The sequence below is a fragment of the Paenirhodobacter populi genome, assembly GCF_004022215.1.
GTDB classification, from domain to species: Bacteria; Pseudomonadota; Alphaproteobacteria; order Rhodobacterales; family Rhodobacteraceae; genus Rhodobacter; species Rhodobacter populi.
On the sequence record NZ_SAUZ01000048.1, the window covers coordinates 1 to 15,560 of the forward strand.

Annotated in this window: 13 protein-coding genes; 5 read left to right on the forward strand and 8 right to left on the reverse strand. The window is 63.6% G+C overall.

What is annotated here, in order from left to right:
• Positions 1-142: 142 nt before the first annotated feature.
• The 7 genes from D2T30_RS22085 to D2T30_RS22115 all read right to left on the reverse strand — a co-directional run bounded on the left by D2T30_RS22085 (position 143) and on the right by D2T30_RS22115 (position 8,868).
• Positions 143-1,219, reverse strand: coding sequence for an ABC transporter ATP-binding protein (locus D2T30_RS22085; RefSeq protein WP_128210557.1), 1,077 nt, complete (start codon positions 1,217-1,219; stop codon positions 143-145).
• A 10-nt stretch (positions 1,220-1,229) separates the two neighbouring features.
• Entirely contained in the window at positions 1,230-2,024 is a 795-nt protein-coding gene (locus D2T30_RS22090) for an ABC transporter permease (protein WP_128210558.1), read from the reverse strand.
• An 11-nt stretch (positions 2,025-2,035) separates the two neighbouring features.
• Entirely contained in the window at positions 2,036-2,941 is a 906-nt protein-coding gene (locus D2T30_RS22095) for an ABC transporter permease (protein ID WP_128210559.1), read from the reverse strand.
• A gap of 57 nt (positions 2,942-2,998) precedes the next feature.
• Entirely contained in the window at positions 2,999-4,054 is a 1,056-nt protein-coding gene (locus D2T30_RS22100) for an ABC transporter substrate-binding protein (RefSeq protein ID WP_128210560.1), read from the reverse strand.
• A 152-nt stretch (positions 4,055-4,206) separates the two neighbouring features.
• Positions 4,207-5,973 carry a hydantoinase B/oxoprolinase family protein gene (locus D2T30_RS22105; RefSeq protein WP_241651376.1) on the reverse strand — a complete coding sequence of 589 codons (1,767 nt, stop codon included), beginning with the start codon at positions 5,971-5,973 and terminating at the stop codon, positions 4,207-4,209.
• 18 nt (positions 5,974-5,991) lie between these two features.
• Entirely contained in the window at positions 5,992-8,067 is a 2,076-nt protein-coding gene (locus D2T30_RS22110; RefSeq protein ID WP_128210561.1) for a hydantoinase/oxoprolinase family protein, read from the reverse strand.
• 78 nt (positions 8,068-8,145) lie between these two features.
• A complete protein-coding gene (locus D2T30_RS22115) occupies positions 8,146-8,868 on the reverse strand; it encodes an isochorismatase family protein (protein WP_206613058.1) in 723 nt (240 codons plus the stop codon).
• A 143-nt stretch (positions 8,869-9,011) separates the two neighbouring features.
• Between D2T30_RS22115 and D2T30_RS22120 the strand changes: the two genes are divergently transcribed.
• The 5 genes from D2T30_RS22120 (at position 9,012) to D2T30_RS22140 (ending at position 14,284) form a co-directional block, all read left to right on the forward strand.
• On the forward strand, positions 9,012-9,911 hold the full coding sequence (locus tag D2T30_RS22120) for a LysR family transcriptional regulator (protein WP_128210563.1): 900 nt from the start codon (positions 9,012-9,014) through the stop codon (positions 9,909-9,911).
• A 229-nt stretch (positions 9,912-10,140) separates the two neighbouring features.
• Positions 10,141-11,418 (forward strand): ABC transporter substrate-binding protein, encoded by a 1,278-nt coding sequence (locus D2T30_RS22125; protein ID WP_164884403.1) that lies wholly within the window; start codon positions 10,141-10,143, stop codon positions 11,416-11,418.
• Between the two features lie 93 nt (positions 11,419-11,511).
• On the forward strand, positions 11,512-12,381 hold the full coding sequence (locus tag D2T30_RS22130) for an ABC transporter permease (protein WP_241651377.1): 870 nt from the start codon (positions 11,512-11,514) through the stop codon (positions 12,379-12,381).
• 5 nt (positions 12,382-12,386) lie between these two features.
• A complete protein-coding gene (locus D2T30_RS22135) occupies positions 12,387-13,190 on the forward strand; it encodes an ABC transporter permease (RefSeq protein WP_128210565.1) in 804 nt (267 codons plus the stop codon).
• 11 nt (positions 13,191-13,201) lie between these two features.
• Complete coding sequence (locus tag D2T30_RS22140) at positions 13,202-14,284, forward strand: ABC transporter ATP-binding protein (protein ID WP_128210566.1); 1,083 nt, start codon at positions 13,202-13,204, stop codon at positions 14,282-14,284.
• Positions 14,285-14,480: 196 nt separating this feature from the next.
• Here the strand turns inward: D2T30_RS22140 and D2T30_RS22145 are convergent, their stop codons facing one another.
• Positions 14,481-15,374 carry a LysR family transcriptional regulator gene (locus D2T30_RS22145; RefSeq protein WP_128210567.1) on the reverse strand — a complete coding sequence of 298 codons (894 nt, stop codon included), beginning with the start codon at positions 15,372-15,374 and terminating at the stop codon, positions 14,481-14,483.
• Positions 15,375-15,560 lie beyond the last annotated feature (186 nt).

Genomic DNA, 15,560 nt, shown 5'->3' on the forward strand with positions numbered 1-15,560 from the left:
GAACACATTCTTCGCCAGATCGAGCCCGACAGTGGTAATCTCCGACATGACCGCTCTCCTATGTGGATCCTTGCAGGCCCACCTTGGCACACAGATGCCGTCGGAGGGCGGTCACATCATCAAAGCCTCTCACCCGGTTCCTTCAGCCATTCTCCGCTGCGACGACCACTCCGGATTCCGGCTTCCAGTGCAGGCTGACGCGTGTGTCGCATGGCAGCACCGGCGCACCGCCCACGGCGGGCGCCGGAACCCGGCTGATGAGCGTAATTCCGGCGTCGGTCATGACATGATATTCGACCGTCGAGCCGTGGAAGGTTGCAATCCCGATCCGGCCACCCAGGCAGTTCACGTTTTCCGGCACGGTACCTGTCGTCAGACCGATCTCCTCGCCGCGCAGAGCAAAAATGGCATCGCCCCGGATCTGTCTTTGGCCACGCAAGCGCAGCATAGGTCCTGTTTTCGGCATGAACTCTGTACCGTCTAGCGTCATGCTGCCAGCAAGCAGGTTGGCAACGCCGAGAAACCTGGCCGCAAACTGTGAACGGGGGCGCGCATACACCTCGGCTGGCGGACCGGCCTGCTCCACCCGGCCGCGATACATCAGAACCATGCGGTCGGCTGTGCTCATCGCCTCATCCTGATCATGGGTTACGAAAATGGTGGTCAGGCCCAGTGATTGCTGCAACTGCCTGATTTCGATCTTCATTTCCTGGCGCAGCGAAGCATCGAGATTCGACAACGGTTCGTCCAGCAGCAGCACATCCGGCTCGATCACCAGCGCGCGGGCCAGCGCGACGCGCTGCTGCTGGCCGCCCGACAACTGGCGTGGATACCGCTCCGCATAAGCGTCAAGCCGTACCCGATTGAGCGCCTGCGTCACCTTGCGCGCCGTGTCATCGCGGCCGAAACGCCGCATCTGCAATCCGAAGGCGACATTCTGCGCGACCGTCATGTGCGGAAACAGCGCATAATTCTGGAACACGAACCCCATGTTGCGCCGGCTTGGCGGCAGGGCGGAAACGTCGCGTCCGCCCACGGTAATCCGCCCGGCGCTGAGCGGCACGAACCCGCCCACCATGCGCAGTGTCGTGGTCTTGCCGCAGCCGGACGGACCGAGAAGTGCTACCAACTCGCCGCTGCCGATGGTCAGTGACATGCTTTCGACGGCGACGGTCTGGCCGTAGCGTTTGGCGACATCGGTCAGGACGACTTCGGGCATGGCTTTCTCCTCAGAAGGCGCGATGGAGTTTGACGTAGCGGCTTGTCAGCAGCAGAAGCACGGTCACAAACGCGATCTGGGCGGTCGCGACGGCGCCGATGGTTGGATCGAAATTCCATTCGAGGTAGTTGATCAACGCGATCTGCAAGGTCGTGCGATCCGGTCCGACAAGGAACAGCGACTTCTCCAGATCGATGAAGGAATTGACGAAGGCGAACAGCGCGCCGGCCACCACGCCCGGCCAGATCATCGGCACGGTGATGCGGAAGAACACGACATGCGCCGGGGCGCCCAGGCTGGCTGCGGCCTCCTCGACCGAGCGGTTCGAGCCGATCAGCGCCGTGGTCACCAGCTTGACCACCCAAGGCAGCGCGATCAGAGCATGGGCGATGATCAGCCCGGCCATGGTTCCCGCGATCTGCAGGCCGGAATGCAGCTCGACCTCCAGATAAAAGACGAACAGGGCGCTGCCTCCGACGATGGCGGGCACCAGCATCGGCGTCATCAGCAGCGTGGTGATTGCCTCGCGCCCCGGAAATTCACCGCGCACCAGCGCAAGGCTTGCGGGAATGCCAAGCACAAGCGCCAGAACCGACGCGCAGAGGCTGGTCTGAAGGCTGGTGAAGAAGCCGTTGCGAAAGGCCGACATCGACCACGCCCGCGCATACCAGTCCAGAGTGTAGCCTTCGGGCGGGAAGGACAGGATCTGGTTGGAGAAGAAGCTCATCCAGACGATCAGGACAAGCGGCAGGACGATGAAACCGATCACCAGCGCCGAGATGACAGTATAGGTCAGACGGATCATTGTGGCCTCCTTCACGCGGTCCAGCGGCGATAGCGACGCTGGACCGCGACGCTCAGCCCCAAGGTCAACAGCAGCGTCATCCCCATCAGAACGAAGGCAAGCGCCGCGCCGAAGGGCCAGTTCATCGCCTCGGTGATCTGCTGATAGACGGTCGGCGCCATCATGTGAAACTTCGGGCCGCCGATCAGGACCGGGGTCGCGTAGGCGTTCATCGACAGTGTGAAGCACAGGACGCACCCGGCCAGAATACCTGGCAGCGCAAGTGGCAGCACCACCCGGGACATGACGGTCAGATGTCCGGCGCCAAGGCTTTCGGCGGCATCTTCAAGGGAACGCTCGATCCCCTCGAACACGCTGTTGAGCGTGATGATCATGAACGGCAGCAGCACCGAGACGAGCGCGATCGTCACCCCCGTCGCGGAATACATCAGCCCGAGCGCGCCGGTGATGCCGACGCCGCGCAGCAGGGCCGCGAGAACCCCGTGATCGTTCAGGATCAGCATCCAGGCCGAGGTGCGCACCGCGTTGCCGATCAACAGCGGCACGAGGATCAGCAACAACAGCCGCGACTTCGCCTCGGCCGAGGGAAAGCGCGCGAGGAAATAGGCAACCGGCAGCCCCAGCACCAGGCAGATCGCCGTCGCCACCGCCGAGATCGCCACCGTCCGGCCCAGCACGTCGCGAAAGAACGGATCGCTGACAAAGCGGATGTAATTTTCGGCGGTGAAGGCGCTGACGATCAGCACCTGCGGATCGAACCGGTCGAAGCTGGTGCGCAGCATCAGGGCAAGCGGCGCAACCATGCCGAGCAGCACAAAGACCACGGCAGGCAGCACCGGCCCCGCCCCCCGAAAGGAGGGCAGGCGCCGCCGCGTCGCCGTGCCGGCCGCGCCCGGAAAACCAGAGGTATATGACATGGGAAGGCTCCTTCTGCGGGCGGCACCGAAATGCCGCCCTGCGCCGTCACGGACCGATCAGCTACGAGCGAAGGACTGGTTCCACCAGTCGAGCCAGGCGGCCGTATTCGCCGCGACATAGGCATAATCGGGGTATTTCAGCTTTGCCCGCTCCGCGTCCGAGAAGTCGATCTTCGCGCGCAATTCCGGGGAAAGGGTCGCTTTCGTATTGGCCGGGGCGTAAAAACTGGCCTCCGACAGCCCGGCCATTGCATCGGGGTCGAGCATCGCGTCGAGATAGGCGTAGCCCGTGTCCTTGTGCGCCGCGAATTCGGCCAGACAGGCGCCGAACACGACCGAGATCGCGCCCTCGTCGGGATACTGGATCCCAAGGGGCATTCCGCCCGCCGTCCATTGCAGCCCGCGCGCCTTGTAATTCAGCGCGATGTCCACCTCGCCGTTCGCGAGCCCGGTCTGAAGCTGCTGATGCGCGGCATAAAGCTTGGGCTTGGCGGAGGCGGAGAACTCCATCAGCCTTGCCTTGCCCTCGTCGACCGAGGTCATGTCGCCTTTGGCGACCAGACTGCCCATCATCATGTAGTTGAAATAAAGCTGGTTCGTCAGGCCGATCCGGCCCGCCCATTCCGGCTTCCACAGATCGGCGTAGGAGCGCGGCGGTTCCTTCACCTTGTCGGTGTTGTAGATGATGACCATCCCGGAATAGAGCCACGGCACGAAATAGGGCGCGCCAAGGCCCGCCACGATGTCGGCGTAGTTCGGGATCTTCGATGTGTCGAGCTGGGCGACGACACCTTGATTGTGCATCTCGTAGGCATCCGCGCTGTTCAGATGGACGACATCGACGGACGAGCGGCGGATGCGCTTCTCGGTCAGCAGTTTGGCCTTGCGGTCGGATTCCATGCCAAGGTCGCGGGCGACGTCGATGCCCTTGTCCTCGAGGAGCGGTTTCTCGACGAATTTCACGGTGCGGTCGTTCCAGTCGCCGCCCCAGTTGGACACGACGACCTGACCGCTGGCCGCACGGGCCGGGCCGCCAGGCAGCAATGCAAGGGCAGCCGTTCCGGCAAGACCGGCCAGCACGTGACGGCGATGGGGGAGGAGATATTCGGACATGCGTATTCCTTTCACGGTTTAGGCCCGGGCTGAGGGGGGAGGAAGGCGCCCGGCGCGATGGTGGGACAGGAACGGCCGGACCGGCTGCGCAGGGCACCGGGTAGCGGCCATGCTGCGCGCGCGATAACCGGCGCGCGCAGGGGTCTTTGCTGTCAGTGCGGGGCCAAGGCCTTGCGGGCGGCCTCGGTCGCGGCCATGTCGACGGTCTCGGCCTCAGGATCGACGATCACGCCGTAAACCTCGCGGGCGCGGTCCACGGAACAGAAGCCGTCCAGAACGTCATCCAGCACCTTGCGGGGAGGGCGCTTCAGCGGGTCGCCATAACCGCCGCCATTCGGGCTGTAATAGGTCATCACGTCATCCGCCGCGACCGCCAGCCCCGAGAACTTCGACGGCATGTCGCGCGCCGCGCCATCGCCATTATGGATGGTGCAGCGGCCCACCGCGCCTTCGGTCCCGCCGAAGATGCCCCAGGGCGCATCGGTATGGCGTTCCGATTCATGGGTGATGAAGCCGGGCGCCAGCATCCGCTGCGCCTTGACCACGCCGATGCCGCCGCGAAACTCGCCCGCGCCGGGGGGCATGTCGTCGCGCAGCTCGTAGCGTTCGCAGATCATCGGGATATGCATCGCCAGATCTTCCAGCGGGTTGTTGCGGGTGTTGGCCATCAGGTTGTCGATGCTGTCCGGCCCGTCGGAGCGTGGCCGCCCGCCATAGGCGCCCTCGTTCACCTCCAGAAACACCCAGTAATCGCCCGAGGGCCGCACCCCCGAATAGGCCGCGAAGCTGATCGAGGCCGAAGACCCCGCGATGATCGTTTCGGGCAGCACCGGGGCCAGCGCACGGATGATCAGGTCGATCATGCGGTTGCACTGGGTGAAGCGCGCCTCGGCCGAGGCCGGGAAGCGCGGGTTGTAGATCGAGCCGAGTGGCGCGGTCACGGTGATCGGGCGGAACGATCCCTCGTTCGAGGGCACCCGGCTTTCCGAGGTGGCGGTGTCGAGCAGGATCTTGCGGAAGGCCGCATAAGCGGCAACCTTGGTCGAACCCTCGAAGGGCACGTTATAGGCTGTGGGGGTCTGGTCGGCGGATCCGGTCAGATCGACCTCCAGCCCGTCGCCAGCGACCCGCACCGTCACCTTGACCTTCAGGCGCCGGTCGCGGTTGCGGCCGTCATCGTCGAGCCAGCCCTCGGCGGAATATTCACCGTCAGGGATCGCGGCGATCTTCTGGCGCATCATCCGCTCAGCATAGTCCATCAGTTGGTTGGCCGCGGCGAAGACGGTCTCCTCGCCGTATTTTCCGATCAGCTCGACAAAGCGGCGCGCACCGAGGCGGGCCGAGGCCACCTGCGCCTCGATATCTGCCACAAGCTGCTGTGCCGCGCGGGAGTTGCGCCGGATGTAGTTCCAGATCGCGGTGTTGGGCTCGCCCTTGCGATAGAGCTTGGTGCCCGCGAACAGCATCCCTTCGGCAAAGACGTCGGGCACGTCGATGATCAGGCCCGGCGTCGCGGCACCGATATCGACGTGGTGCGCGGTGTTGCCGGCGAAACCGATCAGCCGCCCGTCCAGAAATACCGGCACGACGACGGCCAGATCGGGCGTGTGCGACGATCCGTAATAGGGATGATTGTGCACCACCACATCACCCTCGTGCCAGGTGCCATCCTCCAGCGTCTCGCCTATGCCGCGCAGGTAGGCGGGGATCGAGCCGATGTGCATCGGCGTCGATTCCGACTCGCACAGCGTGTTGAAGTTCAGGTCGAACAGCCCGGCCCCCAGATCCTGGCTTTCCCGGATGATCGAGGAAAAGGACATGCGATACAGCACATGGCCCATTTCCTCGGCGATAGTCTCAAAGGCGCCACGGATCACCTGAAGCGTGATCGGATCGACATCGACAGCGGATTTGGTCATCTGGTTCATCATGTCCTCTCAGGCGCCAAGGGCGCGGATGCGCGTGTTGCCGTAGTCCAGAACCTCGGCGACATATCCGGGCGGAACCAGTGTCGTGCTGTCATGCTGCACAAGGATCGCGGGGCCTTGCACCTTGTCGCCCGCAAAGAGCTTCGTGCGGTCGTAGCGCGGGGTTTCCAGCGTGCGGCCATCATCGAAGGTGGTCTTGCGCACGAAAAGCAGCGCGCGGTCAGGGCTGCTTCCATCGGTGGCGGCAATCTTTGGCACCTCCATCCGGCGCACCGCAGCCGAACCGATGGCGCGCAGCGTGATCAGTTCCACCTCGGCCTGCGGGTAGGAATAGCCGTAGTCGAGGTGATGGCGGTCGTGGAAACTTTGCACGACACCGGCCTTGTTCTGGAGCGTCAGCGTATCTGGCATCTCGGCGCGCAGCTCGAAGCCCTGGCCCGCATAGCGGCATTCCGCGACCAGCTCGATCTTCTGGCGCGCGCGTTCGATCCCGTCAGCGTTGAGTTCGTCCCGCACCCGTTCGCGCAGATGGGCGGCGATGGCGTTGATCCGCTCGATGGCGGCCTGGTCGGCGCCGGTCAGTTCCAGAATGACGGCATCGGTGTGTTCATAGCGCAGATCGCTTTTCAGAAGCCCTACGGCGGCGGTGATCCCGGGGGCGACAGGAACGATCACGTCGCGGGCGTTCACTGCCTCGGCCAGCGCGACGCCGTGCAGGGGACCCGCACCGCCGAAGGGCATGATCGAGAAATCGCGCGGGTCGATGCCCCGCGCGACCGAGTTCGACCGGATCGCCAGTGCCATGTTGTTGTTGATGATGCGGATGATGCCGAGCGCGGCCTTGGTCACGGTCAGACCAAGGGGCTTCGCGATCTTTTCTTCAACCGCACGGCGGGAAAGCTCCGCATCGAGGCGCAGGTCGCCGCCAAGCGCCATGTCGGGATCGAGCCGCCCCAGCACGATCTGTGCGTCGGTGACGGTGGGTTCGGTGCCGCCCCGGCCGTAGCAGGCCGGCCCCGGTTCAGACCCGGCCGAGCGCGGGCCGACCTGAAACCCGCCCGCCTCGTCGATGAAGGCGACCGAGCCGCCGCCCGCGCCGATCGTCACCATGTCGATCATCGGCGCCAGTACCGGATGGCCGGAAACGAAGGTATCGCGCGGGTTCATCACTTTCACCGCACCGCCGGGAATGGTCGAGATATCGGCCGAGGTGCCGCCGATATCCACGGTGATGAGGTTCGGCGTGCCCGCCATCGAGCCTTCCGAGGCGCCTCCGATGACACCGCCCGCCGGGCCCGACATCAGGATGTGGATCGGCCGGCGCGCACAGGCGTCGACGGTCGAGACGCCGCCGTTCGACTGCATGATGCGCAATTTGGAATGGATGCCCGCGCCCTGCAGGCGCGCCTCCAGATCGCGCAGGTAGAAGGCGGTCTTGGGGCCGACATAGCTGTTCATCGCTGCGGTCGAAAAGCGTTCGTATTCGCGGATCACCTTCGCCACCTCGGACGACAGCGTGATGTAGGCGTCGGGGATTTCCTCCAGCACGATCTCTTTCGCACGCTGCTCGTGCGCTTCGTTCAGGAACGAGAACATGAAGCCGATGACGATGGATTTGATGCCGCGCTTGCGGAACAGCGCGCAGGCGGCGCGCACGGCGGCCTCGTCCAGCGCGACGGCGACCTCGCCCGAGGGCGCGGCGATGCGTTCGCGAATGGCGATCCGGTTGCGCCGCTTCACCAGCGGCTGGCTTTGCCACGGCACGTCGAAGTGCAGCGAGAAATTCGTGGGCCGCTTGTGACGGCCGATGTGCAGGATGTCGCGAAATCCTTCTGTCGTCAGCATCCCGCAGTCGGAGCCGTTATGCTCAATGGTGATGTTCGTCGCGGTGGTGGTGCCGTGAACGATGGTCTCGACCTCGGTCGGGTTCAGGCCCGCCCGCGCGCAGATCGCCAGAACGCCATCGACCACGCCGATGGACTGGTTCTTGAGCGTCGTCGGAACCTTGTGATAAAAGATGCCCGCCGGGCTTTCCAGCACGAGATCCGTGTTGGTGCCGCCGACATCTACGCCAATCCTGGCCATGGAACTCTCCTGTTGGGCCCGGTCTGCTGCCGGTTTCGATGGAAATGCCCGCGAGGCCGGGACCTTGCGGGCAGGATGTCATTCGGCGGCGAGCGCCTGGGCGCCAAGGCCCTCGATATACGACACGCAGGTATCCACGCTTTCGACGTCGGCGAATTTCGCGTCGATGTCGAACAGGTTGTAGTCGACAACGCCCGGCACGCGGTCACCGATGCATTCCCGCACGGCGATGGTGCGGAACCCCTCGCCGAGGCCATCGCACAGCGTGGTGCGCACGCAGGCGCAGGCGGTCACGCCGGTCACCAGGATCGTGTCGACGCCCGCAGTGCGCAGCATCCCGGCAAGCGGCGTGCCGTGGAAGGCCGATGCGCGCTTCTTCAGCAGCGTATGCTCGCCCTCGACCGGCGCGATGCGGCTGTCGATCGCCCAGAGATGCGTGTCCTTGAGGTTCACGGCATCGAGCGGGATCTTGTTGTGCCACATGCCCATGTCGGTGAACGGGGCATTGCGATCGGTGATCTCGTAGGCGGTGGTGACATGGATCACCGGCAGCTGCGCTGCGCGGAAAGCCGTCAGCAGGCGCTGCATGCCGGGGATGATTTCGGTGTCCATCTTCTCCTGATCGCAGGTGAAGGGGTTGCCCGGCCGCGTCCAGGCATTCGCCAGATCGACGCTGATCAGCGCCGGGCGCTTGCCGAAGCCGACGCGGCGCTGGAAGCCGCGTTCCTGATACAGCTTCGTCGCGGCTTCGAAGGCCTGCTTCAGAAGGCGGTCAAGTTCCTTGGGGTCGAGTTCACTCACGTTCATTCTCCTGTCGTCCGGGGCCTGCTGCCCGCCTGAGCCAAGGCGGGTCATGGCCCGCTGAAGACAATTTCCACACTGGACGGCCGGCATTGAATTGATATGTTCTCAATTATAATTGCGCTCCGTGCATCAGGCTATTCATGAACACCGATATCGGCTTCGATCTGATCCGGTCCTTCGTCATCGTGGCGCAGGAACTGAACTTTCGACGCAGCGCGGAACGGCTGAATCTCGATCAGTCGGCCCTGACCCGGCGCATCCAGAAACTTGAACAAATTCTGGGTATTCGACTTCTGGAGCGCACGACGCGCGAGGTGGCGCTGACCCCGGCCGGGCAAAGCTATTACCGCGACAACGCGCTGCTGATCGCGCGGCACGAGGAGTCGATCCAGACCGCGCGGCGCGTGGCGCAGGGCAAGGAGGGCAACCTGCGCATCGGCTACATGGCTTTTGCCGCGACCGAACTGATGCCGCAGGCGGTTGCACGATTCCAGCGCGTTGCGCCCGAAATTCATGTCTCGATGCGCTATATCAGCACTCAGGCGCAAAAGCTGGCGCTGGCGCATGATGAGATCGACATCGGCTATCTGATCGGCCCGTTCGAGCATCACGATTTCCATTCGGTGCTGCTCGCGTCGGAACTGCTTTATGTCGTAACGCCGAAGAACCATGAAATACTAAGGAAATATACAATTTCACCCAAGGATCTGGCGGGGCAGCGCCTGATCCTTGGCGATCCGCGCGACTGGGAGGAATACCGCTGGCGTCTGACCGAGATGTTCAGTGCAGAGGGGGTGACGCTGGACGTTGGCATTGAGGCCTCGACCACGCTTGCGCTGATCGGCTTGGTCGCGGCCGGGATGGGGATCACGATCTATCCCGAAAGCCTGATTGGGTTTCTGGGCAAGAATGTCGAAACACGGCCGATCATTCACCCGAATTTCCGCAGCCGCACGGTGCTAGCATGGAAGCGATCGAACCGGTCGGAGCAGGTCCGGCGCTTTGTCGAGGGTGCGAAAGCCTTGCCCCCGTCGCATTGACTTCGCCCATCGCGGGCAATGCGTCGTTCGCAACAATAATTGAAAAATTAGCACTGAAAACCCGCGCTGCCGCCGACTAACCTCGGCGTGCGGGGACAGTGCTGCCGTCATGCCAGATGTGACGCATCCCGGTCCCGGACCAACAACACGGCACGCATCCAGCGGATCGGCACCCCCGATCCGAAAGGACGCGTCATTCCAACGACAGGGAAACATTATGAAAAAAAGCATGAAGCGCGGCACGGTGACCCGACGCGGCGCGCTGCGGACGCTGGCCGCCGGGGCCGCGGCGGGGCTGGGCGGAACGCTCGGCGCGCCGATGATCTGGGCGCAGACGATCAGGGACGTGACGTTGATGCACGTCGGGCCGGCCTATTCGATCTTTCCCGACATTGCAGCGAAGGCATCGGCCGATCTCGGCTTCAAGGTCGAGATGCAGAACGCCTGGACCGATGCAATCATGGCAAGGGTTCTGGGCCAGCCGGATACAATCGACATTGCCGATCTGGAATTCTGGGCGCTGCAACGGATCTGGCGGGCGCAAAAACTGCAGCCGATCGAGACGGCGAAGATCGCCAACTGGGACAAGATCACGCCGCTGTTCCGCGAGGGCGTGAATTTCGACGGTTCGCCGATGTCGCGGCAGGGGACATTGCCCTTCAAGGTTCAATATGTCGCGGCGATGGGGGACAAGACCTTTGCCGCAGGGCCGACGGGCCTAGCGACGATGATGCCGACGATTTTCAACGCCGACACGCTGGGGTTGCGGCCGGATCTGGTCGGGCGGCCGCTGGAAAGCTGGGCCGAACTGCTGTCGCCCGATTTCCGCGGCAAGACGGCTCTGATCAATGTGCCGCAGATCGGCATCATGGACGCCGCGATGGCGCTGGAGGCGAAGGGCGAAGTCACCTATGCCGACAAGGGCAACATGACACGGGCCGAGATCGACCAGACCATCGCCGCGCTGATCGCGCTGAAGAAGCAGGGCCATTTCCGCGCCTTCTGGTCGAGCTTTGACGAGTCGGTGAATTACATGGCCTCGGGCGAGGTGTTGATCCAGTCGATGTGGTCGCCCGCCGTGACTGCCGTGCGGGCGCGCGGGGTCAATTGCGAATACAAGGGGTTGAAGGAAGGGTATCGCGGCTGGGGTAACGGGCTCGCGCTGATGCGCCATCTGGACGGCCTGCGCCGCGATGCCGCGATCGAATATCTGAACTGGATGCTGACAGGGCCTTACGGTGCCTTCGTCGCGCGGCAGGGCTATTATTCGTCCGTCCCCGAAACCACGCAGGCGGCGCTTTCGCCCGCCGAATGGGATTACTGGTATGGCGGCAAGCCCGCCGCGACCGAAATCAAGGATCCCTTCGGTGCGGTCATGGAGCAGCCCGGCCGCATCCGGGACGGCGGCTCGTTCGAGGCGCGGGTCGGCAATATCCGCTGCTGGAACACCACGATGGACGAAGGCGAATACCTGGTCAAACGCTGGAACGAATTCGTAGCAAGCTGACGTTTTCTCCGACGCGGGCCATGCGTCGGCAGGCCCGCGACTGTGCCGGGGGCATCACGTCCCTGGCAGCTTTCCTTTCCAACAGGCACCCCCATGTCTCCGCTCAACATGTCCTCCGAACGTCTTTCGCAGCTTCAGGTTGCGCCCCTCGCCATTCTGCTGACCCTGTTCACCGGCCTGCCGCTCCTGATGGTGGTGGTGCTGAGCTTCTGGCCCTTCGATGGGCTGGAATACGCGCCCGGCTTCACCCTGACCAACTACGCCGAGATGTTCGCCTCGGCGACCACATGGCGCACCTTTGCGGTCACGCTACGGTATGCCGCGATCACCTGGGCGATCACCCTGCTGATCGGCTTCACCGTTTCCTACTACCTGGTGTTCCATGTCCGCCGGGTGAAGGTTCAGATCGCGCTGTTCCTGCTGTGCACGATCCCGTTCTGGACCTCGGGCGTGATCCGGACGATCTCCTGGATACCGTTCCTCGGGCGCGAGGGGCTGTTCAACATGGCGCTGATGAAGCTCGGCCTGACGCAGGGGCCGCTCGATATGCTGCTGTTTTCGGATTTCGCGGTGGTCCTGACCTATGTGAACCTGTTCACATTGTTCATGATCGTGCCGGTCTTCAACGCGATGGCGAAAATCGACCGCAACGTGATCGAGGCCGCCCATGACGCAGGCGCAACGCAGTGGCAGATTCTGCGCGACATCGTGATCCCGCTGTCGAGCACCGGGATCGCGCTCGGCTCGATCTTCGTCGTGACGCTGGTGATGGGGGACTTCCTGGTCGTGCGCGCGATGAGCGGCGGCCAATCAAGCTCTGTCGTATCGGCGATGAAAAACAATATCGACCAGCTTTACTATCCGCAGGCGGCGGCCTCGGCGGTGCTGCTGATCGCGGTGGTGCTGGCGATGGTGACGGCGATCCTGCGGATCGTCGACGTGCGCGCCGAACTGAGCCGATAGGGGGCATGATGCACAAATCCTTTTCATTCTGGCTGCTTAGCGCCTTTTTCGCGCTGTTCCTGTTGTTCCTTTACGGGCCGATGATCGCGATCTTCGTGCTGTCGTTTCAGGGGCCGACGGGGGGCATGACCTTTCCCATGCGCGGCGCCTCCGTCCACTGGTTCGGCGATCTGGTGGCATCGACCCGGTATGGCGATCTGGCCGGCGCGTTCGGACGGTCGCTCATCCTCGGCCTGTTCGCGATGCTGGTTACGGTAACCGTCTCGTTCTTTGCCGGGCTTGGTTTTCGGCGTCGGTTTCGCGGGGCGGGGGCGCTGTTCTATCTGGCCATCGCGGCGCTGGTGATGCCGGGGGTTCTGACCGGCCTTGGCATTGCGACGCTGTTTCAGACGCTTGGCCTGTCGACCAATTGGCTGACCTCGGGCCTCGGGGCGCATCTGACCTGGACGCTGCCGTTTGGCCTGTTGATCATGTTCGCGGTGATGAACCGCTTTGATCGCCGGTGGGAGGATGCAGCCCGCGACGGCGGCGCAACCCCGGTGCAGGTGCTGCGGCTGATAACGCTGCCGATCCTTGCGCCCGGCCTGATCGCGGTTGCGCTGTTTGGCCTGACGCTCAGCTATGACGAACTGCCCCGCTCGCTGTTGACGGTGGGCACCCGCAATACCCTGCCGATCCAGATCGCCAACCTGACGGCCAATGTCACCACGCCCGCACTCTATGCGATCGGCACCCTGACAACCCTGCTCAGCCTCGGGCTGATCGTCGCTGCCTTCGTTGCGATTTTGATCTCCGGGCGGCGCAAATGAAAGATATCCCCATGAGCAAGCCCGGAGAGATTCTCCTTGACCGTGTCACCCGCAGCTTCGGGCAGATGACCGCTGTCAAAAGCGTGACCGAGACCATCGAGGGCGGCAGCTACTGCTGCATGATCGGCCCCTCGGGCTGTGGCAAGAGCACGCTTCTGCGTATGATTGCGGGGCACGAAACCCCGACATCTGGCCGCATCCTGATTGGTGGGCGCGACGTGACCCATGCCCGCACCGGCGACCGCGGAACCGCATTGATGTTCCAGAGCTACGCGTTGTTCCCTCACCTCAACCTGACTGACAACGTGGCTTTCCCGCTTCGGGTCGCCGGCTTCGATACGGCGGAGCGGCGGAGAAAAGCACGCGAGATGCTCGACCGGGTGCAGTTGGCGCATCTGGCTGATCGTCTACCCGCGCAGCTGTCAGGCGGGCAACAACAGCGCGTTGCGCTTGCACGGGCGCTTATCGCCAATCCAGAAGTTTTGCTTCTTGATGAACCCCTTTCCGCGCTGGATGAATCCCTACGCCTGAAGATGCGCAGCGAGCTGAAGCGTTTGCAAAGCGAGTTGGGCATCACCTTCATACACGTCACTCATACGCAGCCCGAGGCCATGGCGCTGGCCGACAAGGTGATCGTGATGGATCATGGCGTGATCGAGCAGGCAGGCTCGCCGGTCGAGGTTTACGACCGCCCGCGCTCTTCCTATGTGGCGCGCTTCATGGGCGGGCAGAATGTCATCACCGGGCGCGTGTCACGGATCGGCAGCGAAGCATTGGGCGAAACCCCGGACGGCACGCAATTCAGTTTTGTGCCGCCTGCAGGGATAACTCTCGGACAGGATATGGCCGTGGCGATCCGCCGCGATCGGATCTGTCTGATGCCCGGCCATCATCAAGGCATCGACAGTCTGTGCGGTCAGGTGTCGACCACGGAATATCAAGGCAGTTACGTCAAGGTCGAGATCGAATCCGCGTCAGGCGATGAGTTCGCCGTCCACCAGACGGATCGCGACTTCCTAGCCCATCCGCTCCATCCCGGCGATGAGGTGACGGCGCGATGGGGTGTGCTCGATACTTACTATCTGAGCGGCTGAGGTAGGCGGGCCAGGCATTTTCGAGAACAGATCATCTGGGAAGTGGCGGGGATGTTCGGAAAACATCCTTGCCATGTGTGACGCCTCATGCAGACATTCCTGAGGCTCGGCGCCAGCCAATCTGGCGCAATCCTCGAACGGAGAATGCCGCGGGAGAGGCCACCGACTCAGTCAGCTCACCCAGAGATCATGGGGTCTAGCCGTCGAGCCCCCAAAGTTCCGGGTTCCGTTTGAAATATGCGATCAGCATCTCGGTCAGCACCCGCACTTTCCGCGTGGGATGCTGACCCGGCGGGCGGACGACATACGTTGCTCCCGGAGGCACCGGATAGCCCGTCATGATCGGAACCAGCGCGCCGGAGGTCACATATTCATGTGTGATGCAATCGGGGAGCCACGCGATGCCGAGACCTGCCGCCGCCGCCGCGGCAAGTGCCGTGGCGCTGTCGGCCTTGAACCTGCCCTGCGGCTGGACCGTGACAATCCTGCTGCCATCCATGAATTGCCAGGCTTCCGTTCCCTGCATGAGGGCCTGATGGGCAAGGAGTTCGTCCGGAGCCTTGGGCGATCCATGCACCTTGACGTACTCCGGGCTGGCGACAAGCTTTCCATGGATCGGCCCGACGCGCTTCGCGATCAGGTTTGAATCCTGAAGGTAAGCGCCGCGTATCGCGCAATCGAACCCTTCGGCGATGAGATCGACGAAGCGATCGCTGTAGGAGGTATGGATATGCAGCTGCGGGTGTTGGCGCGCCATTTCCGCGAGTACGGCGGCGAAGTGGGTCGGGCCGAAGGTCAGCGGCATGGCGACCCTCAGGCGGCCGCGCAGTTCCCCGCCCGGATGGATCGTTTCCCGGGCCGTATCGATCTCGGCGCTGGCCCGGGCCGCGTGGTCCCTGAAGGTGATCCCCGCTTCCGTGAGCGCGGCGCCGCGGGTCGTTCGTGCCAGCAGTTGCACGCCAAGCTCCGCTTCAACCCGAAAGAGCCGCCGACTGACGATCGACTTGGAGACGCCGAGCCGGCGCGCGGCGGCCGATACGCCCCCGGCATCGGCCACCGCGACGAATGTCTGCAGATCTTCGATGTCCATTCCGGTGTTCCCCGCCTCGCGACACAGCTTGCCTGACTATGGCACTATCGCGCCGGGAAAGGGAACTGCAAGTTGCGTGCAGGCCATGTCGCCCTCTGGCGCAGGCCCCCCGGCGGACACTCCCGCTCACATGGTAACGGAGGAAACATCCATGACCTTTCGCAACGGCCTCGATTCGCTGCTTCG

Excerpts from the sequence above, each read along its gene's own strand:
- D2T30_RS22085 (WP_128210557.1), bottom strand. The coding sequence starts at position 1,219 with ATGCCCGAAGTCGTCCTGACCGATGTCGCCAAACGCTACGGCCAGACC.
- D2T30_RS22090 (WP_128210558.1), bottom strand. The coding sequence starts at position 2,024 with ATGATCCGTCTGACCTATACTGTCATCTCGGCGCTGGTGATCGGTTTC.
- D2T30_RS22095 (WP_128210559.1), bottom strand. The coding sequence starts at position 2,941 with ATGTCATATACCTCTGGTTTTCCGGGCGCGGCCGGCACGGCGACGCGG.
- D2T30_RS22100 (WP_128210560.1), bottom strand. The coding sequence starts at position 4,054 with ATGTCCGAATATCTCCTCCCCCATCGCCGTCACGTGCTGGCCGGTCTT.
- D2T30_RS22105 (WP_241651376.1), bottom strand. The coding sequence starts at position 5,973 with ATGACCAAATCCGCTGTCGATGTCGATCCGATCACGCTTCAGGTGATC.
- D2T30_RS22110 (WP_128210561.1), bottom strand. The coding sequence starts at position 8,067 with ATGGCCAGGATTGGCGTAGATGTCGGCGGCACCAACACGGATCTCGTG.
- D2T30_RS22120 (WP_128210563.1), top strand. The coding sequence starts at position 9,012 with ATGAACACCGATATCGGCTTCGATCTGATCCGGTCCTTCGTCATCGTG.
- D2T30_RS22125 (WP_164884403.1), top strand. The coding sequence starts at position 10,141 with ATGAAGCGCGGCACGGTGACCCGACGCGGCGCGCTGCGGACGCTGGCC.
- D2T30_RS22130 (WP_241651377.1), top strand. The coding sequence starts at position 11,512 with ATGTCTCCGCTCAACATGTCCTCCGAACGTCTTTCGCAGCTTCAGGTT.
- D2T30_RS22135 (WP_128210565.1), top strand. The coding sequence starts at position 12,387 with ATGATGCACAAATCCTTTTCATTCTGGCTGCTTAGCGCCTTTTTCGCG.
- D2T30_RS22140 (WP_128210566.1), top strand. The coding sequence starts at position 13,202 with ATGAGCAAGCCCGGAGAGATTCTCCTTGACCGTGTCACCCGCAGCTTC.
- D2T30_RS22145 (WP_128210567.1), bottom strand. The coding sequence starts at position 15,374 with ATGGACATCGAAGATCTGCAGACATTCGTCGCGGTGGCCGATGCCGGG.